28 protein-coding genes are annotated in these 23,077 nt (G+C 65.8%); 10 read left to right on the top strand and 18 right to left on the bottom strand.

Annotated features, from left to right (window positions below):
- Positions 1–121: 121 nt before the first annotated feature.
- The 3 genes from WS66_RS20820 to WS66_RS20815 all read left to right on the top strand — a co-directional run bounded on the left by WS66_RS20820 (position 122) and on the right by WS66_RS20815 (position 1,209).
- Complete coding sequence (locus tag WS66_RS20820) at positions 122–493, top strand: GFA family protein (protein ID WP_059606833.1); 372 nt, start codon at positions 122–124, stop codon at positions 491–493.
- Entirely contained in the window at positions 490–633 is a 144-nt protein-coding gene (locus tag WS66_RS34100; RefSeq protein ID WP_170296424.1) for a hypothetical protein, read from the top strand. Before WS66_RS20820 ends, WS66_RS34100 begins: the two co-directional genes overlap by 4 nt.
- A 120-nt stretch (positions 634–753) precedes the next feature.
- Positions 754–1,209: a MarR family winged helix-turn-helix transcriptional regulator gene (locus WS66_RS20815; RefSeq protein WP_059606835.1), complete on the top strand. Its 456-nt coding sequence runs from the start codon at positions 754–756 to the stop codon at positions 1,207–1,209.
- Between the two features lie 111 nt (positions 1,210–1,320).
- Here the strand turns inward: WS66_RS20815 and WS66_RS20810 are convergent, their stop codons facing one another.
- The 5 genes from WS66_RS20810 to WS66_RS20790 all read right to left on the bottom strand — a co-directional run bounded on the left by WS66_RS20810 (position 1,321) and on the right by WS66_RS20790 (position 4,167).
- The gene (locus WS66_RS20810) at positions 1,321–2,064 is read right to left on the bottom strand and encodes a GNAT family N-acetyltransferase (protein WP_059606962.1); all 744 of its coding nucleotides are present in this window, start codon (positions 2,062–2,064) and stop codon (positions 1,321–1,323) included.
- A 149-nt stretch (positions 2,065–2,213) separates the two neighbouring features.
- Entirely contained in the window at positions 2,214–2,543 is a 330-nt protein-coding gene (locus WS66_RS20805; RefSeq protein WP_059606837.1) for a DUF4148 domain-containing protein, read from the bottom strand.
- Positions 2,544–2,615: 72 nt separating this feature from the next.
- On the bottom strand, positions 2,616–2,942 hold the full coding sequence (locus tag WS66_RS20800) for a DUF4148 domain-containing protein (protein WP_059606964.1): 327 nt from the start codon (positions 2,940–2,942) through the stop codon (positions 2,616–2,618).
- A gap of 66 nt (positions 2,943–3,008) precedes the next feature.
- Entirely contained in the window at positions 3,009–3,428 is a 420-nt protein-coding gene (locus WS66_RS20795; protein ID WP_059606839.1) for an organic hydroperoxide resistance protein, read from the bottom strand.
- Between the two features lie 274 nt (positions 3,429–3,702).
- The gene (locus WS66_RS20790) at positions 3,703–4,167 is read right to left on the bottom strand and encodes a RidA family protein (protein ID WP_059606840.1); all 465 of its coding nucleotides are present in this window, start codon (positions 4,165–4,167) and stop codon (positions 3,703–3,705) included.
- 354 nt (positions 4,168–4,521) lie between these two features.
- On the opposite strand from WS66_RS20790, the gene WS66_RS20785 reads away from it, so the two are divergent.
- Positions 4,522–5,454 (top strand): LysR family transcriptional regulator, encoded by a 933-nt coding sequence (locus WS66_RS20785; RefSeq protein ID WP_059606842.1) that lies wholly within the window; start codon positions 4,522–4,524, stop codon positions 5,452–5,454.
- A gap of 111 nt (positions 5,455–5,565) precedes the next feature.
- On the opposite strand, the gene WS66_RS20780 is transcribed toward WS66_RS20785, so the two are convergent.
- The gene (locus tag WS66_RS20780) at positions 5,566–6,279 is read right to left on the bottom strand and encodes an SDR family NAD(P)-dependent oxidoreductase (protein ID WP_059606843.1); all 714 of its coding nucleotides are present in this window, start codon (positions 6,277–6,279) and stop codon (positions 5,566–5,568) included.
- A 566-nt stretch (positions 6,280–6,845) separates the two neighbouring features.
- Here WS66_RS20780 and WS66_RS20775 point away from each other — a divergent pair.
- Positions 6,846–7,733 carry a HEAT repeat domain-containing protein gene (locus WS66_RS20775; protein WP_218928988.1) on the top strand — a complete coding sequence of 296 codons (888 nt, stop codon included), beginning with the start codon at positions 6,846–6,848 and terminating at the stop codon, positions 7,731–7,733.
- Positions 7,734–8,078: 345 nt separating this feature from the next.
- On the opposite strand, the gene WS66_RS20770 is transcribed toward WS66_RS20775, so the two are convergent.
- Positions 8,079–8,567, bottom strand: coding sequence for an aminoacyl-tRNA deacylase (locus WS66_RS20770; RefSeq protein ID WP_044848239.1), 489 nt, complete (start codon positions 8,565–8,567; stop codon positions 8,079–8,081).
- 452 nt (positions 8,568–9,019) lie between these two features.
- Here WS66_RS20770 and WS66_RS20765 point away from each other — a divergent pair, with 452 nt between their 5' ends.
- Positions 9,020–9,307, top strand: coding sequence for a YciI-like protein (locus WS66_RS20765; protein WP_059606847.1), 288 nt, complete (start codon positions 9,020–9,022; stop codon positions 9,305–9,307).
- A 12-nt stretch (positions 9,308–9,319) separates the two neighbouring features.
- On the opposite strand, the gene corA is transcribed toward WS66_RS20765, so the two are convergent.
- On the bottom strand, positions 9,320–10,297 hold the full coding sequence (gene corA, locus WS66_RS20760; RefSeq protein ID WP_059606849.1) for a magnesium/cobalt transporter CorA: 978 nt from the start codon (positions 10,295–10,297) through the stop codon (positions 9,320–9,322).
- Between the two features lie 179 nt (positions 10,298–10,476).
- Between corA and cydX the strand changes: the two genes are divergently transcribed.
- Together cydX and WS66_RS20750 are read left to right on the top strand one after the other, a co-directional pair.
- Positions 10,477–10,623 (top strand): cytochrome bd-I oxidase subunit CydX, encoded by a 147-nt coding sequence (gene cydX, locus WS66_RS20755; RefSeq protein WP_082729050.1) that lies wholly within the window; start codon positions 10,477–10,479, stop codon positions 10,621–10,623.
- Positions 10,620–11,237, top strand: coding sequence for an AAA family ATPase (locus WS66_RS20750; protein WP_059606851.1), 618 nt, complete (start codon positions 10,620–10,622; stop codon positions 11,235–11,237). Before cydX ends, WS66_RS20750 begins: the two co-directional genes overlap by 4 nt.
- 118 nt (positions 11,238–11,355) lie before the next feature.
- Here the strand turns inward: WS66_RS20750 and WS66_RS20745 are convergent, their stop codons facing one another.
- Together WS66_RS20745 and WS66_RS20740 are read right to left on the bottom strand one after the other, a co-directional pair.
- Positions 11,356–12,456 carry a saccharopine dehydrogenase family protein gene (locus WS66_RS20745; protein ID WP_040144221.1) on the bottom strand — a complete coding sequence of 367 codons (1,101 nt, stop codon included), beginning with the start codon at positions 12,454–12,456 and terminating at the stop codon, positions 11,356–11,358.
- Between the two features lie 437 nt (positions 12,457–12,893).
- The gene (locus WS66_RS20740) at positions 12,894–13,358 is read right to left on the bottom strand and encodes an Lrp/AsnC family transcriptional regulator (protein ID WP_006481526.1); all 465 of its coding nucleotides are present in this window, start codon (positions 13,356–13,358) and stop codon (positions 12,894–12,896) included.
- A gap of 326 nt (positions 13,359–13,684) precedes the next feature.
- On the opposite strand from WS66_RS20740, the gene WS66_RS20735 reads away from it, so the two are divergent.
- Both WS66_RS20735 and WS66_RS20730 read left to right on the top strand, forming a co-directional pair.
- Complete coding sequence (locus tag WS66_RS20735; protein WP_059606853.1) at positions 13,685–14,230, top strand: Spy/CpxP family protein refolding chaperone; 546 nt, start codon at positions 13,685–13,687, stop codon at positions 14,228–14,230.
- A 131-nt stretch (positions 14,231–14,361) separates the two neighbouring features.
- On the top strand, positions 14,362–14,793 hold the full coding sequence (locus WS66_RS20730) for a PGDYG domain-containing protein (RefSeq protein ID WP_059606855.1): 432 nt from the start codon (positions 14,362–14,364) through the stop codon (positions 14,791–14,793).
- A 52-nt stretch (positions 14,794–14,845) separates the two neighbouring features.
- Here WS66_RS20730 and WS66_RS20725 read toward each other — a convergent pair whose 3' ends face one another.
- The 8 genes from WS66_RS20725 to WS66_RS20690 all read right to left on the bottom strand — a co-directional run bounded on the left by WS66_RS20725 (position 14,846) and on the right by WS66_RS20690 (position 23,046).
- Entirely contained in the window at positions 14,846–15,208 is a 363-nt protein-coding gene (locus WS66_RS20725) for a DUF3022 domain-containing protein (protein ID WP_059606858.1), read from the bottom strand.
- 13 nt (positions 15,209–15,221) lie between these two features.
- Positions 15,222–16,010, bottom strand: a complete 789-nt coding sequence (locus WS66_RS20720) for a YhfC family intramembrane metalloprotease (RefSeq protein ID WP_059606860.1) — start codon at positions 16,008–16,010, stop codon at positions 15,222–15,224.
- A gap of 54 nt (positions 16,011–16,064) precedes the next feature.
- A complete protein-coding gene (locus tag WS66_RS20715) occupies positions 16,065–17,108 on the bottom strand; it encodes a LacI family DNA-binding transcriptional regulator (RefSeq protein ID WP_059606862.1) in 1,044 nt (347 codons plus the stop codon).
- Positions 17,109–17,430: 322 nt separating this feature from the next.
- Positions 17,431–18,396 carry a 2-hydroxyacid dehydrogenase gene (locus WS66_RS20710; protein ID WP_059606966.1) on the bottom strand — a complete coding sequence of 322 codons (966 nt, stop codon included), beginning with the start codon at positions 18,394–18,396 and terminating at the stop codon, positions 17,431–17,433.
- Positions 18,397–18,401: 5 nt separating this feature from the next.
- Positions 18,402–19,682 (bottom strand): MFS transporter, encoded by a 1,281-nt coding sequence (locus WS66_RS20705; protein ID WP_059606864.1) that lies wholly within the window; start codon positions 19,680–19,682, stop codon positions 18,402–18,404.
- A 531-nt stretch (positions 19,683–20,213) separates the two neighbouring features.
- The gene (locus tag WS66_RS20700; RefSeq protein ID WP_059606866.1) at positions 20,214–21,206 is read right to left on the bottom strand and encodes a sugar kinase; all 993 of its coding nucleotides are present in this window, start codon (positions 21,204–21,206) and stop codon (positions 20,214–20,216) included.
- Positions 21,207–21,234: 28 nt separating this feature from the next.
- Positions 21,235–21,999 (bottom strand): TIM barrel protein, encoded by a 765-nt coding sequence (locus tag WS66_RS20695; protein WP_059606868.1) that lies wholly within the window; start codon positions 21,997–21,999, stop codon positions 21,235–21,237.
- A gap of 153 nt (positions 22,000–22,152) precedes the next feature.
- A complete protein-coding gene (locus tag WS66_RS20690) occupies positions 22,153–23,046 on the bottom strand; it encodes a LysR family transcriptional regulator (protein WP_059606870.1) in 894 nt (297 codons plus the stop codon).
- Between the last annotated feature and the right edge of the window lie 31 nt (positions 23,047–23,077).

The following is a 23,077-nucleotide window of genomic DNA, read 5'->3' as shown; positions in this document are numbered from 1 at the left end:
TGCGAATGGCCGGGTACAGAATTGCAACGTTCTGTATCCGCGCACGGCGTGGATACAGCGTGATACACGGCGTCGGCGAAGGCCCGTTATAAAGCGGACATGACTTCTTGAGGAGCACGACATGTCTGCTACATGGTTCAACGGATCCTGCCACTGCGGCGCCGTGAAATTCCAGGTCCGGACCGCGCTTGCGCCGGCGGCTCGCTGCAACTGCAGCCTCTGCCGCCGTCGCGGCGCGCTGATGAGCCCGATGTTCGCCGCGGCCGACCTGAAGATCGTCGAAGGCGAGGGCGCGCTGACGCTCTACCGCTTCAACACGCACACGGCCCGTCACTATTTCTGCAGCCGCTGCGGCGTCTATCCGTTCCATCAGACGCGCAAGGATCCCGCGTGCTGGCGCGTCAATCTCGGCTGCCTCGACGGCGTCGATCCGTATGCGCTCGATGCGACCGTCGCCGACGGCGCAAGCCTTTCCGTCGTGGAGGACGCATGAAGCGCTGGCTGATGATCCTGCTGTTTGCCACGGGCGGCCTTGCGACCGAGATCGCGCACCCGGTGCAGTGTTCGCTGCTGTCGATCAGCCGCCAGCGGACCGGCGACCGACGGGGTCGGAACGACAGCGGACGAGATTGAGCAGGCGCCGCGGGTGTCGCGTCGTGTTGATCGGAAGCGATAATCAAGCCTCCGATAAGATCGCACGCGATATATAATGCGTTCGTCTGCGACACGAACCGCTGTCGCTGGAGAACGCTCATGAAACCGACCGAAGCACAATCGCCCGCCACACCGAAGCTGTCCGAGTTCCTGTGTTTTGCGATCTACTCGACGAATCTCGCGTTCGGCAAGGCATACAAACCGATCCTCGAAGAGCTCGGCCTCACGTACACGCAATACATCACGATCATCGCGCTGTGGGAGGAGGGCAACCAGACGGTCGGACAGCTCGGCGAAAAGCTGTTCCTCGAATCGAACACGCTGACGCCGATCCTGAAGAAGCTCGAGGCGATGGGCTATCTGGAGCGGCACCGCGATCCGTCGGACGAGCGCCAGGTACTCGTGAGCCTGACGAAAAGCGGCCGCCGCGTGCGCGAGAAGGGGCTCGACATGAACCTGGTCGAAGCCACTGGCCTGAAACCCGACGAATTCGCGAAGATGCAGAAGGCCATCGTCACGCTGCGCGGCAACCTGATCGATTCGATCAACGAATAGACGATCGAACGCAGGCTCGATGTCGAGCCTGCGATGCGATTGCCGCCGGCTCCCTCCGCCATTTCAGTACATTTTCCGCAGTCGGGACCGAGGCGCCGCCGCGACCGGTCCTTATGGCCGGCGCGCCGGCTGGCCCGTCCCGGTCTCCTCGCGCCCCAGCACCAGCAAATGCATGTCGCGACGCGTCGCGAAGCCGAGTGCGCGATAGCGCTCGATCGCACCGTGATTCGACGTGAGCACGTGCAGGAACGGCGTTTCCGCCCGCGCGCGGATGGTCGCGACCAGCGACCGGATCAATCCGGCCGCGAGGCCTTGGCCCCGGAAAGCCGCATCCACGCACACGGCGCTGATCTCCGCGTGACCGCCGGCCCTCAGCCGCTGACCGGCCATCGCCACGAGCCGGCCTTGCCGGCGGACACCGATATAGCCGCCGAATTCGACCGTGCGCGTGCCGAACGGGCCTGGCTCCGTCGCCGCGATCAATTCGAGCATCTCCGGCACGTCGGCTTCGGTGAGCCGGACATGCTCCAGAGCAGGCGCGCCGTCGAGCGTTCCCTGCCAGATCATCTGATGCAGCATCGCCCGCCAGACCACGGAAAAGCCGGGCGGCGTCGGGATCTCGTCCGGCGTGACGAGTGCCGCAGGTCCATGGGCGTCGATCAGTCCACGCAGCGCGTCGAACGCCGTCGGGCTGCGGTCGGCCATGCCCGCAAACGGTGCGAGCGCAGGAGGAAATCGACGCGCAAGCAGGTCGCCGAGGGCGAAACGATGCTGCTCCCCGGTGAGCGCATGCCATACGGCATTGTCGAGCGGATGCAATCCGCCTCCTTCCTGCTCCGTCGTTCCTTCCCGCATCGCCTGCTCCTTGATCGAAGGCCGTTCGTCGCACAGCATAGACGCGATCGCCCGGGGCAGGTTGCGGACAAACGGACAAGCAAAAGCGCATGCGATTCGATCGCATGCGCTTTATTTGGCGGACGGTGTCGTCGATTTCGTCGCGACGCTCAACGACCGAAATAGATCGAGCGCTCGGCCGTGCGAATCGCCATGCGACTGCCGGATTGCGTCGCACCGTCGGCGTTGTTGCCGTAACCGGCTGTCTGGGTGTCGGCCGCCGTCGCCTCGTTGTCGCGCACGCGCTTCAGCGCTGCCTGCAGGTTGTCCGGATAGTTGGGATCGTTCGGGCGATTCGGCAGATAACCGGCCTGCTGGAGCGCGGCCAGTTCCGCCCGCACTTGCGCACGCGTCACGGTGCTTTCGGTTGCGAAGGCCGGAGCGGCAACAGAAGCCGACACGGCGACGAGCAGGGCTGCAATCAGTTGGGTCTTCATCATTTACCTCGACAGAAAAGAGTAATCGGAATGTGAACGCGGCGCGCCGGCAATCGGCGTCGATCGCGACTTCGTTCAATGGCCGAAGTAGATCGAGCGCTCGGCGACGCGCGTGACAGGACGGCTGCCCGATTGCGTGACGGCTGCGGCGTCGGCGCCATAACCGGACGTCGCCGTATCGGCTGCGACTGTGTCGTTCGCGTGGATGCGCGTCAGCGCCGCCTGCAGGTCGTCCGGGTAGTGCGGATCGTTCGCGCGGCCCGGCACATAGCCGGCCTGCTGCAGCTGGACGAGTTCGGCACGCACTTGTGCACGCGTCACAACGGCATCACGGGCAAAAGCCGGCACGGCAGCAGCAGCGGACACGGCAACGAGAAGGGCAGCGATCAGTTGGGTTTTCATCATTCACCTCGACAAGAAAATGGCAGAACATCCGGGAAGGCAGCACGTGGTCGCCCGGGGCATTGCTCAGACGATGCGGATCTCGACGTCGATGTTGCCGCGCGTCGCCTTCGAGTACGGGCACGTCTGGTGTGCAGTGTCGACAATGTGCAGCACGACGTCACGATCGAGCCCCGGCACGCTCACGTTCAGGCGAGCCTGCAGGAAGTACGCGTTGCCACCCGTGCCCAGGTCCACTTCGGCATCGACCGCGAGATCGGCAGGCAGCGTGACCTTCGCCGCGCGCGCCGCGAGCTGCATCGCGCCGATGAAGCAGGCCGACCAGCCGGCCGCGAACAGTTGTTCCGGATTCGTGCCGGTACCGGCACTGCCCGGCGACGACAGCTGGATGTCGAGGCGGCCGTCGGAACTGCGAGCCGCGCCGTCGCGGCCGCCGGAAGTCGTATGCGTCTTGCCCGTGTACAGCACTTTTTCGATCTTGCTCATCGTTCACTCCGTCAGGTAGGAAGGTTGTTGTCTGATGCGATTAAATCGCATGCGACGCAGTTTGATCGAGGCGACCAATCACGTCAAGCGCATTCGATTAACTCGTATGCGATATTTTGTATTGCAATGTATCGAGATCGTGTCGAGCCTTGCCGGACAACGCTGTTCGATGATGGATCCCTTATATTGAAAAGGCACCTCGGATCGAAAGTTTCAGCGGTGGCAGGGCAGATGGCCGCCGGATTCGCGGCCGCCCGGGCTTGCGGCAACCCGGTCATGCCGAGCGGATTTCGGCGATCACGACCAGGACCACCGTCGCGTCGGCCGGCAACTGACGTTGGGAAAAGGCCGAGCGCGCGTGTCCGGCCTTGTTGCCCAGCACCTTGGCGAACAGGTCGGAGGCGCCGTCGATCACGGCCGGCTGATCGTGGAAGCCGTCGGCCGACGCGACGTGCCCCTCGACACGCACGATGTGATGCAGGCGGTCGAACCCGCCGAGGTGCTTTCTGATCTGCGCCAGCACGTTCAACGCCGCGAGCTGCGCCGCGTGCCGACCGTCATCGACATCCCGTTGTTCGCCGACGCGGCCCGTATAAGCCACCTTGCCGTCGACGAGCGGCAATTGCCCGGAAATGAACAACAGGTTGCCGGCCTCACTGACGGCCGTGTAGCTGCCGAGCGGTTGCGGCGGTTCGGGTAGCGTGAAGCCTAGTTCGGCCAGCTTCTGTTCGATCATCATGGCATTCTCCTTCGGGGATCGTTGATGAGTTGGCCGCGGTGTGGAGCGCAACTCGCCACGGCCTCTGTCGATCACTCTAGTGACGCGGTAGGGGCCGGTAAATATCGTTCGCGCAATTGACTCGACACACGGTGTAACGAATCGCCCGCGGTGCAACGCGGCGCGAACGCGCAACTCCGGTATCGCCGATCCGCTGGTTTCCCAGCGGGGATTCATGCACACTCGGTGCTTCGGCGTCCCGCCACGAAACAACCAGCGCTGGCGGGCCGGAAGCGTGATGCCTCGTTGCAGGCGCAAGCCGAATTCGCCGTTTTGCAACCGCTCAAGGCCGCACGAGGAAGCAGGAGCCGCCCCATGCAGAGAAAATTCGATGACCTCCTGCTCGGCAGCATCGAGCTGTTCTGCCTGGCAGCCGAACTCGGCAGCTTCACGCTCGCCGCAACGGCCGCGAGCGTCACGCCGGCTGCGGTGAGCCGGTCGGTCGCGCGGCTCGAGGAGCGACTCGGTGTACGCCTGTTCATACGGACAACGCGCCAGATCCGCCTCACCGATTCCGGGCGGCGGTATTTCGAGCAGTGTCGTGATGCGCTGTCGCAGCTCGTCGACGCGGAGCGCGAAGCGACGGGGCAGCAGACAACACCGGCCGGCGTGCTGCGCATCAGCATGCCGACGCCATACGGACACTATCGCGTGCTGCCGCTGCTGCCCGCGTTTCGCGAGCGATACCCGGACGTACGCGTCGAAACGCATCTCAGCAACCGCAACATCGACTTCGCCGAGGAGGGTTTCGACCTTGCGATCCGCGGCCGCGCGCCAGCGGATTCGAGCCTGGTCGCACGCAAGCTCGAGGACGCCGAACTCGTCGTCGTCGCGACGCCCGGCTATCTGAAGCGCGCCGGCGTACCGCGCTCGGTCGACGATCTGCACGCGCACGAATGCATCCAGTTCGAGCTCCCGAGCAGCGGAAGGCCGATTCCGTGGCTGTTCAACGACGGAGCAGCGGAAGTCGACGTCGCGACGACGGGTGGCTACGGCACGTCGGGCGACGTCCTCGCCGGCGTCACCCTCGCGCGCAGCGGTGCGGGCCTGTTCCAGACCTATCGCTTCATCGTCGAACGGGATCTGCGGGAAGGCACGCTCACCGAGGTGCTGTCCGCCCAGGGCGGGCGATCGCGGCCGTTCATGCTGCTGTATCCGCATGCACGTTACCTGTCGTCGCGCGTGCGCGTCTTCGTCGACTTTCTCGTCGAACATCTCGAACAGGCACCCGGCAGGCGGACTCGCTAGCCGCGGCCAGCATGCCGGCAACCGGGCAGAGCGGGGCGCGCAAGCCTCGCCTGCGCCGGCATCGGGGCGCCGCGCACCCTCCGCGCCGGCGCATGTTCACGACGTTGCCGCTCAGTGCCCGGCGCTCTGGCCGCCGTCCACGTGCAGGATCTCGCCGGTGACGAATGGCGCGGAATCGAGATACAGGATTGCGCCGACGATGTCGCTCATCTCGCCCATCCGGCCGACCGGATGCAGCGATGCGAGCGTCGCGTGCGTGTCGGGCGCGTGCATCGGCGACTTGATGATGCCGGGCGACACGGCGTTCACGCGGATGCCGGCCTTCGCATATTCGATCGCGAGCGACTTCGTCGCCGCGTTGAGCCCGCCTTTCGTCAGCGATGCGAGTACCGACGGTACGTTGCTGTTCGCGTGGTCGACGAGGCTCGTCGTGATGCTGACCACATGACCGCCGCCGTTTCCGTTTCGCTGCATCGCCGCAATCGCGTGCTGCGTGACATGGAAGAAGCCATCCAGGTTCACGCGGGTGACAGCTGCGTAGTCGTCCGCCGTGTATTGCGTGAACGGCTTCGCAATGAAGATGCCCGCGTTGTTGACGAGCGTGTCGACCCGGCCGAAGCGCTCGATGGCGGCGTCGACCACGCGCCGCGCGACAGCCGGGTCGCCGATGTCGCCCGCGACGGTGACGAGATCGGGATCGTCCGACGGCCCGATCGAACGGGACGTCGCGACCACTCGATGGCCTTGGGCGCGGAATGCGTTGACCGTTTCGGCACCGATGCCTTGCGATGCGCCGGTGACGATGATGACTTTGGAAGTGCTCATGATATGCCTCGACAGGTGACTGGTTTTCGGCTTCAGCGCCGACCGGATTGATGAATCCGATGGACGCAACTCTAGGCGCGCCGGGCCGGAGTTCGAATACCCACCATGGACCAACAGTCTTGCGTCGCGGGAACAAATGCGGGGAAGAGCGGGGACCGACGCAGCGGCGAGGATGCCGGCGGAGATGAGTCGACGCGCCCCCAGCGCGCCGTCACTCACACAGGGCGACACGCGTCGATCGTTGCAAATTCGAAGGTTTGCGCGGCGAAATGATGTGAATGCCATATCCCGAATCTTTCGTCACGCGTCGGGCACTTCTGATTTTTATCAAAACTATCCGGATAACTTTTCTTATCACAATAGCTTTATTTTTCACCGAAACTCCCGGGTGCGAAAACGCGCCTGATCTGACCGTCACACGCTTCGTCGAACGGCTCCCCAAGCGAATCAGGGCAGGGCATGTCGTCGCACGTGGATGCTCGGTGCGCTAACCGGCACTCCGAACACGACCAAAACTGGCACAATCGTGCCCACAGCCGTAGATGCGGCCCGATATCGCCAGACGATTGCCCGACAGCGAACGCCGCCGATCCGCTTGTCCCGGACACTTGCTTCGGCCGGCGCAGCACCTGCACCAACCGCAGGATCGCGAGAGCGCCGCCCAACAGCCGGTGCGGCATGCCGGATGCGGCGCGGCAAACATGGCGAGCGGGCGGCTCGAAGCATCCGGTTTCGGGCTGCCAGGGCGACGCTCCGCGCCTGATGGCGCAGCTTCACGCCGCGTGAATCGCACGGTGAAGCAAGTCGCAATCAATACAATTTCCATGCACGCGTTGAACACACTGCACGAACAGGTCGAAAAATTCAGGGAATGGGCGGCGCTATACCCGGTCGACCAGCGAAGTACCGACTGGGAATGCGAGTACGGCCATTGGGAAGCCCTGTGGGACGCGTCGCTTGCCGTCGTCGACTCGCTTGCGCCGGACGCCTGGACCGTAACCGCGTGCGCCGATCTGCTTTACGCGATTGCCCGCGACCACGCGCTGGAACACATTTCGAGCATGCTCTGGACGCAACCCAACGCGTTGCTGGCACTTGCGCGCGCGTCGATCGACGCGTCGGAGCCGAACGCCAAATGGCAGTTGGCCGCGCGACTCGGCGGGCAGAGTTCGCATGCCGCAGAGGCCGAAACACTGCTGTTGCGCCTGGTGAACGACGAGGACGAATACGTGCGCCGGCGTGCGTTGCTTGCGTTGGGCGCACTGAAGTCCGCTTATGCCGAAACGCTCGCGGAACGCGCATGGCACACCGGACATGAATATCAGCGGATTGCCGCGTTGTGGGTGCTCAAGGACATCAAATCCGGCAAGCTGGCGCAATACGTGAAGCTGGCCGAGGAAGACGGTCGCGAATACGTCGTCCGGAACGCGCGAGACGTCATGATGACGAGTTGAACGCCGCCGCATCGTGCGCAGCCTGCGGCTGGAAACCGGGAATCCGGTGGTTGGTCGGCAGACCGGCCGCAGAAGCGTCATTTCTAAATGGCTGGAACACGACGCGTCTAAAAAGACGCCACGGATTTTTTGTTGATAACTATGATTATGTCAAATACGAAATTCACCCGACGACACCACTGAGATCCCGACGGAACGCCACCAGAATCCCGCCTCACCGGTCGCTCGCGGCACCGATTTCCGGCGTAAACGCAGCTGCGGCAAAACCGGCGAAACGCAACGTCCCTGACGGCCCGTCCGCCAGACGCCGTCTCCAACCACCGCAAACTGCCCGCAACAGGACGATCAGGACAACCACATCCCCTGCATCTTGTGCGAGAAATGCGCGCGCTCGGCCGTCTCCATCAGCGACAGGAATTCGTCCTGCATCATGTGGATCAGCGCTTCGTGGTCACCGGCCTCGAAATACACTTCCGGCTGCTGCGCGAGATGTTCCTCGAGGAACGTCTTCATCCCGTACGCCATGCACACCGGCGGCAACGCGCCGAGGTCGCAATCCTTGAACAGTTCGCGCAGTTCGATTTCCCTGGCAAGCACGAGATGACGACCGGTCTTGACCCAGAGATCCGACAGCCGCACTGCATGCGACGTCGGCAGCACGGCGGCGACGTAGCCTTCGTCGTCCTCGAGCAGTACGGTTTTCGCGAGGCGATCGCCGGGGATATGCGCGGCGGCGGCCGTCTCCATGCTGGTATGGCTATACGGGTGGTACACGACTTCGTACCGCGATGACTTCTGGCGCAGGCAATCCTGCAGGGTGGCTGACACAGGCATGGCACACCTCGTCTCGACGAATCGGGCGAACGAAGTTCGCTCCGGATTCGTTCAGCATAGGTCGCATTGCGGCCAATGGAAACGCCCTCGCACGACACCCGGACGGACGGCCCCGACACCTGGCTTCGGCCCCTTTTCCGGTCGGCGCGGCCGCCCTAGCCGCCCTTGCCGGTATGCGAAATTCGGGCCCGGAATACGCATGGAACATGCCGTCCAGATCCGTCTTTCCTGAAGACAAATCCGGCGAGAACCGGTCAAATGCGGTAACGCGAATCCATGCGACGGCGGATTCAAACTAGACCGTTAGTTGCATTTTAGGGAAGACATCGAGACCTGGAAATCATCTTCGTGGTGGCCCGAAATCGGCCGGCCACGCGCCTACAAAGACCGAACCGCGCTCTATACTGAGCCAACCGCCCGCCATCCAGCGGCAACCGATTCCGGGAGCGACCATGCATTACCAGTTGATCTACGAACTCGTCGACGATTACCTGTCCCGGCGCGAGCAGTACCGCGCCGAGCACCTCGCACTCGCGCAGGCGGCAACCGAGCGCGGCGAACTCATGCTCGCCGGCGCATTGCAGGATCCAGCCGACCGGGCCGTGCTCGTCTTCGAAGGCGACTCGCCGGAAGCCGCCGAATCGTTCGCCCGCGCCGATCCGTACGTGCAGCACGGCCTCGTCAAATCCTGGTACGTGCGTCCGTGGCGCGTCGTGGTCGGCAAGCACGCCCCGCGCTAGCAGCGCCCGAGGCTACAGCCACCCCGCCCGCTTGAAGCGCCACCACAACGCGAGATCGGCGGCGACCATCACCCCGATGCAGCCGTAGAAGCCGTACTTGAGGTGCAACTCGGGCATGTTCGCGAAGTTCATCCCGTAGATGCCGGCGATCATCGTCGGTATCGCGAACAGCGCGGCGAACGAACCGAGCCGCTTGGTCACTTCGTTCTCCGCGAGCGAAATCATCCCGAGGTTGACCTGGATCGCGGTCACGACCATCTCGCGCCGCCCTTCGATCGTCTTCACGATCCGCTGCAGGTGGTCGTACACGTCGCGGAAGTAATGCTCCATCCCGCTACAGACCTGCGGAATGCGTCCGCCGGTGAGCTTCGCGAGCGGCTCGATCAGCGGCGCCGTGTGCTGGTGCAGCGTTACGAGCCGGCGTTTCAGCGAATAGAGATCCTCGATGATGACGCGCGACGACGCGGGCGAGGCCTTCGTGAAGATGCGGTCCTCGAGTTCCTCGAGTTCGAGGCCGAGCGTCTCGAGGATCGGGAAATAGCGGTCGACGACCTGGTCCATCAGCGCATAGAACACGAACGCCGCCCCCTCCTGCAGCAGATGCGGCTCGCGCTCGCAGCGCTTGCGCACGTCGCGGAAGTCCTGCTCGGTATAGTTGCGGATCGACAGCACATAGTTCGGGCCGACGAACACGTTCAGCTCGCCAACCTTGAATTCGCCGTCGTCGTCGAGCTCGACCATATGCAGCACCGCGAACAGCGAGTCGCCGTATTCCTCGATCTTCGGCCGCTGATGCCCCTTGCGGGCATCCTCGAGCGCGAGCTCGTGCAACCCGAATTCCTCGCCCATCAGGTCGATCTCGTCCGGCGTCGGATCCTTCAGCGCGACCCACACGAAACACTCGGGCTTGGACACGTAGTCGCTGATGGCGTCGATATCGATTTCGGCCAGCTTGCGGCCGTCCTGGTATGCAGCACAATTGATCAGCATGTTGTCCGTCTTGTTGCAGTTTTCGCATCAGTTTACCGGTTTGACGCGCGGGCGGCCCGGCTTGCGCGACACGCCGATATTGGTCATGATCGGACTACGTGCGACGCGGCATGCGCACGGCATCGCTTCGACAGACGCACGGCATGGCCGTGCGGCCCAACCTTCAAGGAGACAGACCCATGTGGTATTTCTCGTGGATACTCGGCATCGGCGTGGCGCTCGGTTTCGGCATCATCAACGCGATGTGGCTGGAGGCGGAAGTCTTCTCGCGCGGCGACAAGCGCACCGACGCATCGCGCGCGGATCCGGGGAGCCGGTATTCGTGACGCACCTGGTGTTCTTCTGCGGTCATGCCGGCACCGGCAAGACCACGCTCGCGAAGCGGCTGATCGGGCCGCTGATGCGTGCGACCGGCGAAGCCTTCTGCCTGCTCGACAAGGACACGCTCTACGGCCGCTACAGTTCGGCCGCGATGGGCGCCCTCACCTCCGATCCGAACGATCGTGACAGCCCGCTCTACCTGAAGCACCTGCGCGATCCCGAATACCAGGGCCTGCTCGACACAGCCCGCGAGAACCTCGCGCTCGGCATCGGCGTGCTGGTGGTCGGCCCGCTGTCGCGCGAAGTGCGTGATCGGCGCATCCTCGACCGCACGTGGCTCGGCATCGGGCCGGACGTCGTGCTGACGGTCGTGTGGGTCCATACCGCGGAAGACGTCGCGCGCCAGCGAATCGTCGCGCGCGGCAATCCGAACGACGCGTACAAGCTCGCGCACTGGGACGAATACCGGCAACGCCGCTTCGTGCCGACCGGCCACGAATGCGACGGCATCGTGATGTTCGACAACACCGCGCCGTCCGACGCGGACATCGATGCTCTGCTGTACCGCATCGCACCGCCGGCGCCGCAGGCAACGATCGTCCCGCCGCTGCCCGCCTGAGCGGCAGGCATCGCCCTGCTCTTCCCCGCTTCGACTCGCTTCGACTCGCTCAAAAAACAACGCCGGAAGCGCTGTTGCGCTCCCGGCGTCGCACGGCCCTCGTACCGGAGACCCGTCGTCAGGCGACTTCGTGCACGCGCTCCATCGTGCCGCCTTCATACAGCTTGCCGAAGCGGTTCGCGAGGAACGCCTTCAGCGACACCTTTTCTTGCGGGATGAAACCGCTCTGCGGCAGCTTCTTCTCGCGGAACAGATCCAGCACCGCGCACATCGCGCCGGCCGTCGTGATCTGGATCGCGCTCATGTGCATCCCGCACACGTCCTTCGCGAAAATCTTGCGCGTGAACACGTCCTGCACGAGTTGACCGTCCTTCACGCCCGTCACCGTGACGAACACGAGCACGACGTCCTGCTTCGTCGACGGCACCGCGCGGCGCATGATCGACTTCAGCGTGTCGCGGTCGCTCGACAGGCGCAGGTCCTCGAGCAGGAACTGCACGAGTTCGCGGTGACCCGGATAGCGCACCGACTTGTAGTCGAGCGTCTCGACCTTGCCCGACAGCGTCTCGCACAGCGTGCCCAGACCGCCCGACGTGTTGAACGCTTCGTATTCGGTACCGTCGAGCGAGAAATGCTCGAGGCCTTCGAGCGGCTGCACCCACTGCTTGCGGCCGTCACGGATCGCTTCGCACGGCTGGCAGTATTCGTTGATCAGGCCGTCGACGCTCCACGTCAGGTTGTACTTGAGCGCGTTGGTCGGATACTCGGGCAGCGCGCCGACGCGCATCTTCACGTCGCGCACTTCGCTGAAGCCGTTCACGAGCTCGTGTGCGGCGATGCCGATGAAGCCCGGCGCGAGGCCGCACTGCGGCATGAACGCACGGTCCGAACCATCCGCCAGTTCGCGGATCGCGTGGGTCGCGCGCACGTCTTCGGTCAGGTCGAAGTAATGGACGCCGGCAGCCTTGGCCGCCGCAGCGACGTTGACCGCAAGGTAGTACGGCAGCGCGTTGACGAGCGCATCGAAGCCCTTCACGGCTTCACGGATCGCATTGGCGTCGGCCGAATCGACACGCTGCGTCGCGATGCCTTCACGCGACAGCTTGGCGAGCGCATCCGCGTCGCGGTCGAACGCGACCACTTCGTAGTCGCCCGTTTCACGCAGCATGTGAGCAATGGTGTGACCGATCAGACCTGCGCCGACGATGGCGATTTTCATGCGCTTATCTCCTGATGATGAGTTTGGTGTTGGTGTACGGCGTCGAGCCATGAACACAGTTTAGGGACGCGCAAAATCAGTTCCAAGACGAAGAATGATGCGAAACGACCGTTTAATTCGACGATATGACGACGTATTTCGTCACAACGACCAAATCGTCTAAAAATCACATATATGACGCGCTGCAAACGGGCCGCGATGGACGCGTTTGGACGGGCACGAAGGAACATGCAAGGCGGAAGATGCGTACTCGAATGAATCGTTGCTCGCGCGCAAGCCGGCATTCGACGCAACGATGCGTGCTCGCGTCCAGATGCGCGACGCAACGCCCCGCGGCGAGTGCCGGCGGAGGGTATCAAGGGAAGGGAAAGGAGGAAAAACCGGCGCGACGATTCGAATCGCGCCGCGGTGTCACACGCGACACCGCATGCGATGCGTCATCCGCCGATCGTGCCGCGATCGATCTTGCGCGACAGGATGATCGACGTGGTCGTGCGTTCGACGCCTTCGAGCGTACCGATCTGGTCGAGCAGGTCGTTGAGCCGTTCGGGCGAATCGGCGCGCAGCCACGCGACGTAATCGTACTCGCCGCTCACCGCGCACAGCAGCTGCACCTCAGGCATCCGGTCGAGCTTGCGCAACACGTCCTTGCCGAACTTCGGCGTGAGGATGATGCCGACGTACGCATAAATGCTTGCATCGAGCACGTCCTGTCCGAGCCGCACGCTGTAGCCGGCGATCACGTTGGTGCGCTCGAGCCGCGCAATGCGCGCGACGACCGTCGTGCGTGCGACGTCGAGCTGTCGCGCGAGATCGGCGACGCTTGCGCGCGCATCGGCTTGCAGCAGCGCGACGAGTTGCCGGTCGAGGTCGTCGAGTTGGTCGAGACGAGGTGGACGCATGAGGCTGGGCCGGCGTGCAACGCGCCGGCGAAATGGAACGTGACGCGATGATAGCGCCGAACGCCGGTGCGCCCAAACGGCATCGCACGCGGTCACGGGCTTACGCGTTCGTATCGCCTGCCTCGTTCGCGTGCGGCGTCCGACGTCGATCGAACGCCGTCCGCCCACTATGTCCCTTTCAATTTCGATTCGTTTCGGATGTAAGCAAGTGTCGCATTCACTGCCGCGCCGCACGCAACGTGCTACTAATAATGTGCGACGCGAGAGGCGCGCTTGCGGCGGTTGCCGCCGCGCCCGTTCGCACGACACCACCCGGAGAGCCAATCATGAAGAAAATCTCGCTCACCCTCGCTACGCTCGCCGTTGCAGCCAGCGCGTTCGCGCAAACGCCGGCGCAGCCGCAAGCGCCCGCTCCGTCAATGACGGCTGCGGCGTCGGCCCCGAGCGCCGAACAGCGCGCGGCGCGCCACGAAGCGCGCATCGAGCAGCGCATCAAGTACCTGCACGATCAACTGAAAATCACGTCGGCGCAGGAGCCGCAATGGAAGACGTTCGCCGACACGATGCGTGAAAATGGCGACACGATGGGCCGCCTCTATCGCATGCGGATGGAAAGCCAGAACGTGTCCGCGGTCGACGACATGAAGCAGTACGCGGAACTCGCGCAGGCGAACGCGGACGGCGCGAAGAAGCTCGCCGACGCATTCGCGCCGCTCTACCAGAGCTTCCCGACCGACCAGAAGGCACTCGCCGACACGACGTTCCGCAGCTGGCTGCATCACGGCGGCGAACACCGCGGCAAGGGCAAGGCCCGGAGCAAGGAAGGCAAGGCAGCCGCCGCGCCGGCCGCCAGCGCGCCCGCACAACCCTGACGTCCGCCTGCCGGCGCCACGGTGCCCGTCCGGGGCGAACGGCGTCGCGCATCCCGCAGGAATCCGGTGCGTCACACGGCGCGCCGGATTCGGGATAAGCTCCCGGCTTTTCCCGCACTTCCCCCCCCGCCATGCTCGAACTCAAGCACATCGATCTGCGTACCGACCCGCAGGCCCGTCGCGTCGTGAAGGACGAAACCGTCACGGTCGCATTCGCGGAGGCCGACGGCGAACTGATGAGCCTCGAAGGCCCGAACCGCTATATCGCGGGCGATGCGCTGATCACCGGCTCGACCGGCGACCGCTGGGTCGTGTCGCGCGCTCGCTTCGACGCGAAGTACCTGCCCGCCGATCCGGCACTCGCGCACGGTGCGCCGGGCGCCTACCGGAACCGTCCGGCCATCGTGCTCGCCCGCCGGATGGACGAACCGTTCACGATCGCCCGCTCGGAAAACGGCGACACGCTGCGCGGCATCGCCGGCGACTGGGTGATGCAGTATGCGCCCGGCGACTACGGCGTCGTCCAGGCGCAGCGTTTCGCGCAGGTCTACCGCGACGCGTAACGCGTAGCGCGCGACGCCGGCATCGCGCCGGCGCGCTCGCTCACGTCAAGGGTCAGGCAAAGTCTTCATCGAGTTCGAGTTCCGCGTCGCGCTCGACGGCCTCGCCGGCCGCGTGCCGCTCCTCGAGCGAGCCCAGCATCGCTTCCGTGTACGCATGCAGCACCGCATGGCTGCGGGCGCGCTGCATCGGCCTGAGCGCCAGATAGCGCGCCAGCGCGGCCGGCACGATGCGGATGTCGAGCGTCATCCGTTTCGGCGTCGAACCGAAACGCATCGCCAGCCACTGCACTGACAGGAAGCGTCCGCGTTCGTCGCTGCTTTCGACAAAGCGCGTCTGCTCCGGAAAGAGATCGCAGATCACGCGCGCGAGCGCGTCGAATTCGGCGCTCCGGCATTCGATCAGATAGTCGTCCATTCCGCCTCTCCCGTCAGGCCGCCGCACGCGGCGACCGGCACGTCTTCGCCAGCACGGCGACCAGGATCGCGGCCAGCACGAAATACGCGGCCTCGAGCGATCCGGCCGGCAGCACGCGCACCTGATACAGCAGCGCCGGCGCGACCGCCAGCGCATGCAGCACGATCGCGAGCGGCAGCACGCCCGCGCGGCCGGCGCGCACGCCGCGCCAGACCAGCACCGACAGCGCGAGTTGCACCACGAACGCCGAGCAACGCTCGAGCAGCAACAGCAGGATCGACTGTGCCGACAGCGTCGCCAGCATCACGTGCAGCCGCACGACGGTATCGCCCGGCAGGTCCGCGAGCTGCGTCTCGAGCTGGCCGCGGCTCGCGAGCCACGCAAGATACGACCACTGGCCCCATATGAGCACGCCGGCGAACCAGGCTTCGGCACCGGCATGGCCGATCCCGTAGCCGATGCCGCGCCCGTCGCCGGCCGACGCGCCGTAGCGGCGGTTCAGGAACCGGATCCCGAGATAGCGGCCGACTTCCTCAAACACGGCAGTCGCGAGCGCGCTGTACGCGACGAACGCGAGCGGCTGCGTGAGCCAGCCGCCGGCGGGCGTCTGGCTCAGCACGAGGCCATGGAATGCGCGTTCGACGATCATCGCGAACAGCGTGAAGACGGCGACACCGACGATCGTGTCGCGGCGGTCGAGCGAAAGTGGCTTGCGCAGAATACGGAAGAGAACGAACGGCAGTAGCGCGATGATCAGCGTGGCGGCGATCAGCACCGCCAGCGTGACGGGAGCGACAGTCATGAATTTCCTTGTTCGGGGCAGCGCACCTGACGCGCGCCGTGCCCCGAATGATACTCAGCTTGCGGTCGACGCGCGCGCGATCAGCTCGCCCGGCAGCAACGCGACGCGCACGTCGCCGGCCGCGCCGTCGATGCGCTCGTGCACGAATTCGACCGCCTTGTAGCCGATCTCGTAGGTCGGCTGGCGAATCGTCGTGATGCCGATCAGTTCGGCCCATTCCGGATCGTCGATCGACAGCAGCGCGGCCTTTTCCTGCCACGCCGCGCCGAAACGCGCGCGCAGATGGCGCGCGATCGCGAGCGCGACCGGCGCGTTCGCGGCGAACAGCGCCGCACGCACGCCGCGCCGCACCGCGTCGTCGATGCGCGCGTCGAGGTCGGCAAGCGCCGCCGCAGCCGCGGCGGGCTCGTTCAGGTCGAGCACGACCGTCGGCGGCACCGGCAGCCCGCGCGCGTCGAGCGCCGCGCGAAACGCGGCCTCGCGCAGGCGCCGCGAGCTGACACGCTCGAACGGCTGCACGACGAAATGGATCGCATCGAAGCCGCGCGCGACCAGGTGCGCGATCGCCATCTCGATCGCATCGGTATTGTCGAGCCCGATCAGGTCGGCCTCGAAGCCCTCGACCGTCCGGTCGACGAGCACGGCCGGAATGCCGGCGCCGCGCAGCGGGCGCAGCACGTCTTCCTCCGCGCCGAGCGCGTTGACGATCAGCCCCTCGACCCGGTAGGTCGTGAGCAGTTGCAGGAAGCGCCGCTCCATCTCGACCTCGTTGGCCGCGTGACAGATGAGCGGCATGTAGCCGAGCGCGTGGCACGCGGCCTCGACGCCCTGCAGCACTTCGACGGTATACGGATTGGTCAGGTCGGCCGCGAGCATGCCGAGCAGCCGGTTGCGGCCGCGCTTCAGCCCGCGCGCCATCTGGTTCGGCCGGTAGTTGAGGCGCGCGATCGCCGTCTCGATCCGCTGGCGCAGATCGGCGGACAGCACGTGCGTCTCGCCGTTCAGATAGCGCGAAACGCTGGTCTTGCCCGTGCCGGCTTCGCGTGCGACGTCGCTGATCGTCGCCGGACGCTGCGTGGAAGGTTGCGAATCGCTCAAGTCGTGCCTCGCGACGTACGATCCGCGCCGCTTCGTGTGCGGACGGACCTTTGTTGTTGGATACGAAAGCCACCCGGCGGACGCCGCCGCTCCCCTGCTTCGCGGTCGATCGAAGCCGGCGCGTTCGCGCCCGCTCCGGTCGCCTGACACGCACGGCGATCGGCCGCACCGGACCTGGCACGGATGCCCGCCGCCGAACGCCGCCGGCCGCGTAGCCGGGTCGTCGATGCGACGAGCGGGCGATCATAACGCAGCCTGCCCTCCGGTACCAAGACCATCGCCTCTAACCCAGCCGGCGGCCCCGCCGACTGACCGGCCCCGCTCAGGCGCGCGCGAGCGCGTCGGGATTGACGAGGTTCGTGCGCAGCGTCCCGGCCAGGGCGCCGACCAGGTTTTCCGCGGCGCAGCGCGCCATCGCATGGCGCGTCTCGTGCGTCGCCGAGCCGATATGCGGCAGCGCGACGACATTGTTCATCCGCAGCAGCGGCGAATCCGCCGGCAACGGCTCCTTCTCGAACACGTCGAGCCCCGCGCCGCGGATCGTGCCCGCGCGCAGCGCGTCGACCAGTGCGGCCTCGTCGACCACCTGCCCGCGCGATGCGTTGATCAGGATCGCGCCGCGCTTCATCTTCGCGAATTCGGCCGCGCCGATCAGGTGACGCGTTTCCGGCGACAACGGCACTTGCAGGCAAACGAAATCCGACTGCGCGAGCAGCTCGTCGAGCGTCACGCGGCGGGCGCCGTACTGCGTCTCGGCTTCGGCGTGCGCGGAACGGTTCGCGTACAGCACCTGCATCCGGAAGCCGAGCGCCGCGCGGCGCGCGACCGCGCCGCCGATCCGCCCGAGCCCGACGACGCCGAGCGTCTTGCCCTGCACGTCGGTGCCGTACAGATCGGGGCCGATGCTGCGATGCCAGTGGCCGGCCTTCACCCATTCCGCCAGTTCGACCACGCGCCGCGCGGACGCGAGGATCAGCGAGAACACGGTATCGGCGGTCGATTCCGTCAGCACGTCGGGCGTATGCGCGAGCACGATGCCGCGCCGCGTGAGATCCGCGACGTCGAAGTTGTCGTAGCCGACCGAGATCGTCGACCAGGCCTTCAGCCGCGGTGCGCGATCGAGCATCTGCGGCGTGACCTTCAGGCTCGCGCCGATCGCGCCGTCCGCGTCGCCGAGGGCATCGGCGAGCGCGTCGGCGCCGTCGGCCTGCACGACTTCCGCATGCTCGCGCAGGTACGCGAGCACGTCATCGGGTAGCGGCTTGTACGCGACGATACGAGGCTTCATCGTTTTCATTTTCCTTGCAGCGGCGTCGCGAGCGGGTGCGCATCGCGCGCCTGGGGTTTGACGGACAGCGTGAGAATCACCGCAGCTACGAGCGCGGCGCTCATGAACGCATACGATGCGACGGGCGACCCGGTCGCCCCGTTCAGGTAGCCGACGAAATACGAGCCGACGAACGAGCCGAGCGCGCCCATGCTGTTGATCAGCGCCATTGCGCCGCCGGCGACGTTCTTCGGCAGCAGTTCCGGGACGATCGCGAAAAACGGGCCGTACGGCGCGTACATCGCGGCGCCCGCGACGACCAGCAGCGCATACGAGATCCAGAAATGCGACGAGCCGAGCGCATACGACGCGGCGAACGCGGCCGCGCCGACCAGCAGGAACGGCCACACGAAGCCGCGACGCGAACCGACCTTGTCGGACGCCCACGACGCGACCAGCATCGCGATCGTCGCCGCGAGGTACGGCAGCGCCGACAGCCATCCGGTCGCGACCATGCCGAGCTCGGAGCCGTTCTTGACGATCGATGGCAGCCACAGCACGAAGCCGTACACGCCGATGCTCCAGCAGAAGTATTGCGCGCACAGCTTGATCACCGCTGGCGAACGGAATGCCTCGCCGTAGTTGCGCACGGGCTTGATCGCTGCCTGTTCGGCCGCGAGCGCGGCATCGAGGTCGCTCTTTTCCTGCGCGTTGAGCCACGGCGAATCGGCTGGCTTGTCCTGCACGAGGAACCACCAGCACACGGCCCAGATGATGGCCGGCACGCCTTCGGCGATGAACATGTGGCGCCAGCCGAATTCGTGCACGAGATAGCCTGACACGATCGACATCCACAGCACGGTGACCGGATTGCCGAGGATCAGGAACGTGTTCGCGCGCGAGCGTTCGTTCTTCGTGAACCAGTTGCTGATATAGATGAGCATCGCCGGCATCACGGCCGCTTCGACCACGCCGAGCATGAAGCGGATCGCCATCAGCGACGGGATGTTGGTGACGACGCCCGTGAGCGCGGCGCACGCGCCCCACAGGACGAGGCTGGCGAACACGAGCTTCTTGACGCTGCGGCGCTCCGCATAGATTGCGCCCGGAATCTGGAAGAAGAAGTATCCGAGGAAGAACAGCGCGCCGATCAGCGACGACAGGCCCTTGCTGATCCCTAGGTCCTGGTTGATGCCGGCCGCTGCCGCGAACCCGTAGTTTGCGCGGTCGAGATAAGCGAGGCTGTAGGTGATGAAGACGATCGGCATGATCGTCCACCAGCGTCGTGCTGCGAGATTGGCTGCCATCAGTGTGTCTCCTGTGTCGACGGGAGTTGGCGCTTTAGCGCCTACTCCCGTCCCATGCCGCTGTTGGCAAGAGTTGGCGCTTCAGCGCTTACTCTTGCCCTGCGGCGGTCGACGGAAGTTCGCGCTTTAGCGCCTACTCCCGTCCCATGCCGCTGTTGGCAAGAGTTGGCGCTTCAGCGCTTACTCTTGCCCTGCGGCGGTCGACGGAAGTTCGCGCTTTAGCGCCTACTCCCGTCCCATGCCGCTGTTGGCAAGAGTTGGCGCTTCAGCGCTTACTCTTGCCCTGCGGCGGTCGACGGAAGTTCGCGCTTTAGCGCCTACTCCCGTCCCATGCCGCTGTTGGCAGGAGTTAGCGCTTCAGCGCTTACTCTTGCCCTGCGGCGGTCGACGGAAGTTCGCGCTTCAGCGCCTACTCCCGTCCCGTCCTTTCGGGAATCGACCGGCGTCGGCGCATCGGCGCCTGCTCCGGCCTCATGCAAAACCGTGCACGAAGCACGAAATGGGTCCGCGGATTGTGCCGTGTCCGGCCTCTCATTGCGCGGTGACGCTTTCCTCTAAGCGATCGGCGCGATTGCTGACGTTTTCGAGCAGATCGAGTGCCTCGCGGGTCGGCAAGCCTTCCGAATCGCCGATCACCTGGATCGCGAGCGCCCCGATGCGGTTGCCGCGCGCGACCGCGTGCTCGACGGACCGGCCTTCCAGCAGCGCACTGACCACGCCGACCGCGAAGCCGTCGCCGGCGCCGACCGTGTCGACCACGTTCGCGACGCGCTCGCCCGCGACCACACCCTCGAGGCCATCGGCCGTGCGGAAGTACGCACCCTCGGCGCCCAGCTTGATCACCACGCCGCGCGCACCCTGTGCCAGGTAGAAGCCCGCGATATCGGCCGGCGTGTCGTGCCCGGTGAGCTGCTGCCCTTCGGCGAGGCCCGGCAGCACCCAGTCGGCGAGCGTCGCGAGCGCGTTCAGCGTCTTCGCCATCACGTCGGCGGACGGCCACAGCGTCGGGCGCAGGTTCGGATCGAACGAGATCGTCTTGCCGGCCGCACGCATCTCGCGCGCCAGCTGGAAAGCGAGTTCGCAGGACGTCGCGGAGATCGCCGGCGCGACGCCCGTCAAGTGCAGGTGACGCGCGCCGAGCACGTAGTCGGCCACGTAGTCGTCGCACGACAGGTGGCTCGCGGCCGAGCCCTTGCGGAAATATTCGACGGTCGGGTCGCTGCCGTCGTCGTTGCGCGACTTCAGCTGAAAACCGGTCGGATAGCGCGGATCGACGGTCACGCACGATGCGTCGATGCCTTCGCGCGCAAGCGTGTCGAGCACGTAACCGCCGAACGAATCACGGCCCACCCGGCTCATCCAGCCGACCCGGAAGCCAAGCCGCGACAGGCCGATCGCGACGTTCAGGTCCGCGCCCGCGATCCGCTTCGTGAATTGCGCCGCCTGCGCGAGGTGGCCGGGTTCGGCGGCGACGAACATCGCCATCGCTTCACCGTAGGTCACGACATCGAGTACTGCCTTCATGAATGAATTCCTCCGTATCCTTCCTGCGTCACGCGGCGGCGAGCCACGCCACGCGCCGGCCGGCATCGCCCGCCAGGTCATTGGCATCGAACGGGAATTCGATGCCGCGCGGCGCCGCTTGCGGCAGGGCCGCGAGCACGCCCGTGACGAGCGTGTCGCCCGGCGCCGGCGCCACCGCGAAACGGCGTGCGCCCTCGCCAGCGACAGCCTTGCAATGAATGTATTCCACATGCGGCGCGAGCGCGTGCGCGCACGCGAGCGGCGCTTCGCCCGGCCACTGCCAGTTGCCGATGTCGAACGTCATGCCGAGCGCATCGGGCATGCCCGCTTCGGTCAACGCGGCGAACAGCCCGCTGAATTGAGCGAGCGCGCCCCCCACCGGCAGCTGGCCGTTCTCGACCACCACGCGGGCACGCGCGCCGCGCGACAGCGCGACGATCTCGGATGCATGCGCGTCGCCGGCGAAACCGCCGAGCTGGAACTTGACGAAGCGCGCCCCGAGCGCGTCGGCTTCCATGAGCGTGTCGCGCAACGCGTCGGCATCGAGCGCGCCGGTTTCCGTGTACAACGTGGCCGGCGTCGAATAGACCGACCAGAGCCCGTGCGCGGCGAGTGCCGTGCCGAGCGCGGCCAGCGCGCCGGGCGTCGCATCGTCGTCCGATGCGAACAGCTCGCGCCTTACCTCGAAGCCGGTCGCCCCGGATGCGGCCGCGGTCGCGATGAATGCACGGTGGCCCTCCTGACGCACGCGGTCCATCCCGAATGCGCTCGCCACGATCACGATGTCTGCCATTTCTGCCCTTTTTTCACCCGAATGGAACCGGTTCCATTTGCTTGAGACGGATGGTGCGCTTCGCGTCGGGGGCACGCCATAGAGGAAATCCCTAGGGCACGCCGCCGCGCGCCTGGGCATGCGCATCCGGCGTTCCGGGACCCGCGTCGGCGCCTATTTTTCGTCGTGCGTGATGCACATGTCGAGGAACTGGGCAGCCACGCGCGACGGCGCGGCGCCGTGCGGCACGAGGATCGAGAAATGGCGCGTGAGCGGCGCGGGGGCCAGCGAGCGCGGCACGAGCGCCGCGTCCTCGTGGCGCAGCGACATCGCGGATACGAATCCGACGCCCATCCCCGCGCGCACTGCCTCCTTCACGGCCTCGACGCCCGCAATCTCGAACGCGACGCGCATCGGCGCGCCGCCATGCGCGAACGCGCGTTCGACGAGCTGGCGCACGCCGGAACCCTCCTCGCGCAACACGAGCGGATGCGCGGCGAGTGCGTCGAGCGTGACGCCGGCTTCGTACTCCGGCGCGGCGAGCGGATGTCCGGCCGGCACGACCGCGACGATCTCGTCCTCGTGCCACGCATGCACGGCGGTGCCGGGCGGCAGCGTCTCGCCGGGCGGCCCTTCGATCATCGCAATGTCGAGCGACGCCAGTGCCGCAACCACGTCGGCCGTATTGCCGCTCATCGTGTGAATCGCCACCCGCGGCACGCGCGGCTGGAACGCCGCGATCAGGTACGGCAGCAGGTAGCTCGCGGGCGTCGTGCTCGCGCCGATCCGCAGCGTGCCGGCCTCGAGCCCGCGCACGGCGTCGCGAAACGCGCGCGCCTGCACGAACGTGTCGCGCTGCGCCTTGGCATACTGCGCGAGCTGTTCGCCGACCGGCGTCAGGCGGATGCCGCGGCCCTCGCGCTGGTACAGCGGCTCGCCGAACTCGTCCTGCAGCAGGCGCAGCTGGCCCGACACGGCCGGCTGCGACAGATGCAGCGCCAGCGCAGCGCGGCTGATGTTCAGGTGTTCGGCGACGGCCGCGAACGTTATCAGTTGATCCGGGGTCATGGGAATTAATTATCGGCTTTCCGGATAGTTT

The sequence above is a fragment of the Burkholderia sp. LA-2-3-30-S1-D2 genome, from assembly GCF_001523915.2.
Classification (GTDB): domain Bacteria; phylum Pseudomonadota; class Gammaproteobacteria; order Burkholderiales; family Burkholderiaceae; genus Burkholderia; species Burkholderia diffusa.
This window is presented reverse-complemented; position numbering and strand designations above follow the sequence as displayed.

What these genes read in the sequence shown, in the direction of transcription:
- WS66_RS20815 (WP_059606835.1), top strand. Translation starts at nt 754, where the DNA reads ATGAAACCGACCGAAGCACAATCGCCCGCCACACCGAAGCTGTCCGAG.
- WS66_RS20780 (WP_059606843.1), bottom strand. Translation starts at nt 6,279, where the DNA reads ATGAGCACTTCCAAAGTCATCATCGTCACCGGCGCATCGCAAGGCATC.
- WS66_RS20785 (WP_059606842.1), top strand. Translation starts at nt 4,522, where the DNA reads ATGCAGAGAAAATTCGATGACCTCCTGCTCGGCAGCATCGAGCTGTTC.
- WS66_RS20810 (WP_059606962.1), bottom strand. Translation starts at nt 2,064, where the DNA reads ATGCGGGAAGGAACGACGGAGCAGGAAGGAGGCGGATTGCATCCGCTC.
- WS66_RS34100 (WP_170296424.1), top strand. Translation starts at nt 490, where the DNA reads ATGAAGCGCTGGCTGATGATCCTGCTGTTTGCCACGGGCGGCCTTGCG.
- WS66_RS20700 (WP_059606866.1), bottom strand. Translation starts at nt 21,206, where the DNA reads ATGAAGGCAGTACTCGATGTCGTGACCTACGGTGAAGCGATGGCGATG.
- WS66_RS20730 (WP_059606855.1), top strand. Translation starts at nt 14,362, where the DNA reads ATGCTCGAACTCAAGCACATCGATCTGCGTACCGACCCGCAGGCCCGT.
- WS66_RS20765 (WP_059606847.1), top strand. Translation starts at nt 9,020, where the DNA reads ATGCATTACCAGTTGATCTACGAACTCGTCGACGATTACCTGTCCCGG.
- WS66_RS20820 (WP_059606833.1), top strand. Translation starts at nt 122, where the DNA reads ATGTCTGCTACATGGTTCAACGGATCCTGCCACTGCGGCGCCGTGAAA.
- WS66_RS20695 (WP_059606868.1), bottom strand. Translation starts at nt 21,999, where the DNA reads ATGGCAGACATCGTGATCGTGGCGAGCGCATTCGGGATGGACCGCGTG.
- WS66_RS20720 (WP_059606860.1), bottom strand. Translation starts at nt 16,010, where the DNA reads ATGACTGTCGCTCCCGTCACGCTGGCGGTGCTGATCGCCGCCACGCTG.
- WS66_RS20740 (WP_006481526.1), bottom strand. Translation starts at nt 13,358, where the DNA reads ATGCGTCCACCTCGTCTCGACCAACTCGACGACCTCGACCGGCAACTC.
- WS66_RS20770 (WP_044848239.1), bottom strand. Translation starts at nt 8,567, where the DNA reads ATGCCTGTGTCAGCCACCCTGCAGGATTGCCTGCGCCAGAAGTCATCG.
- WS66_RS20705 (WP_059606864.1), bottom strand. Translation starts at nt 19,682, where the DNA reads ATGGCAGCCAATCTCGCAGCACGACGCTGGTGGACGATCATGCCGATC.
- WS66_RS20795 (WP_059606839.1), bottom strand. Translation starts at nt 3,428, where the DNA reads ATGAGCAAGATCGAAAAAGTGCTGTACACGGGCAAGACGCATACGACT.
- WS66_RS20690 (WP_059606870.1), bottom strand. Translation starts at nt 23,046, where the DNA reads ATGACCCCGGATCAACTGATAACGTTCGCGGCCGTCGCCGAACACCTG.
- WS66_RS20710 (WP_059606966.1), bottom strand. Translation starts at nt 18,396, where the DNA reads ATGAAGCCTCGTATCGTCGCGTACAAGCCGCTACCCGATGACGTGCTC.
- cydX (WP_082729050.1), top strand. Translation starts at nt 10,477, where the DNA reads ATGTGGTATTTCTCGTGGATACTCGGCATCGGCGTGGCGCTCGGTTTC.
- WS66_RS20790 (WP_059606840.1), bottom strand. Translation starts at nt 4,167, where the DNA reads ATGATGATCGAACAGAAGCTGGCCGAACTAGGCTTCACGCTACCCGAA.
- WS66_RS20745 (WP_040144221.1), bottom strand. Translation starts at nt 12,456, where the DNA reads ATGAAAATCGCCATCGTCGGCGCAGGTCTGATCGGTCACACCATTGCT.
- corA (WP_059606849.1), bottom strand. Translation starts at nt 10,297, where the DNA reads ATGCTGATCAATTGTGCTGCATACCAGGACGGCCGCAAGCTGGCCGAA.
- WS66_RS20800 (WP_059606964.1), bottom strand. Translation starts at nt 2,942, where the DNA reads ATGAAAACCCAACTGATCGCTGCCCTTCTCGTTGCCGTGTCCGCTGCT.
- WS66_RS20725 (WP_059606858.1), bottom strand. Translation starts at nt 15,208, where the DNA reads ATGGACGACTATCTGATCGAATGCCGGAGCGCCGAATTCGACGCGCTC.
- WS66_RS20805 (WP_059606837.1), bottom strand. Translation starts at nt 2,543, where the DNA reads ATGATGAAGACCCAACTGATTGCAGCCCTGCTCGTCGCCGTGTCGGCT.
- WS66_RS20735 (WP_059606853.1), top strand. Translation starts at nt 13,685, where the DNA reads ATGAAGAAAATCTCGCTCACCCTCGCTACGCTCGCCGTTGCAGCCAGC.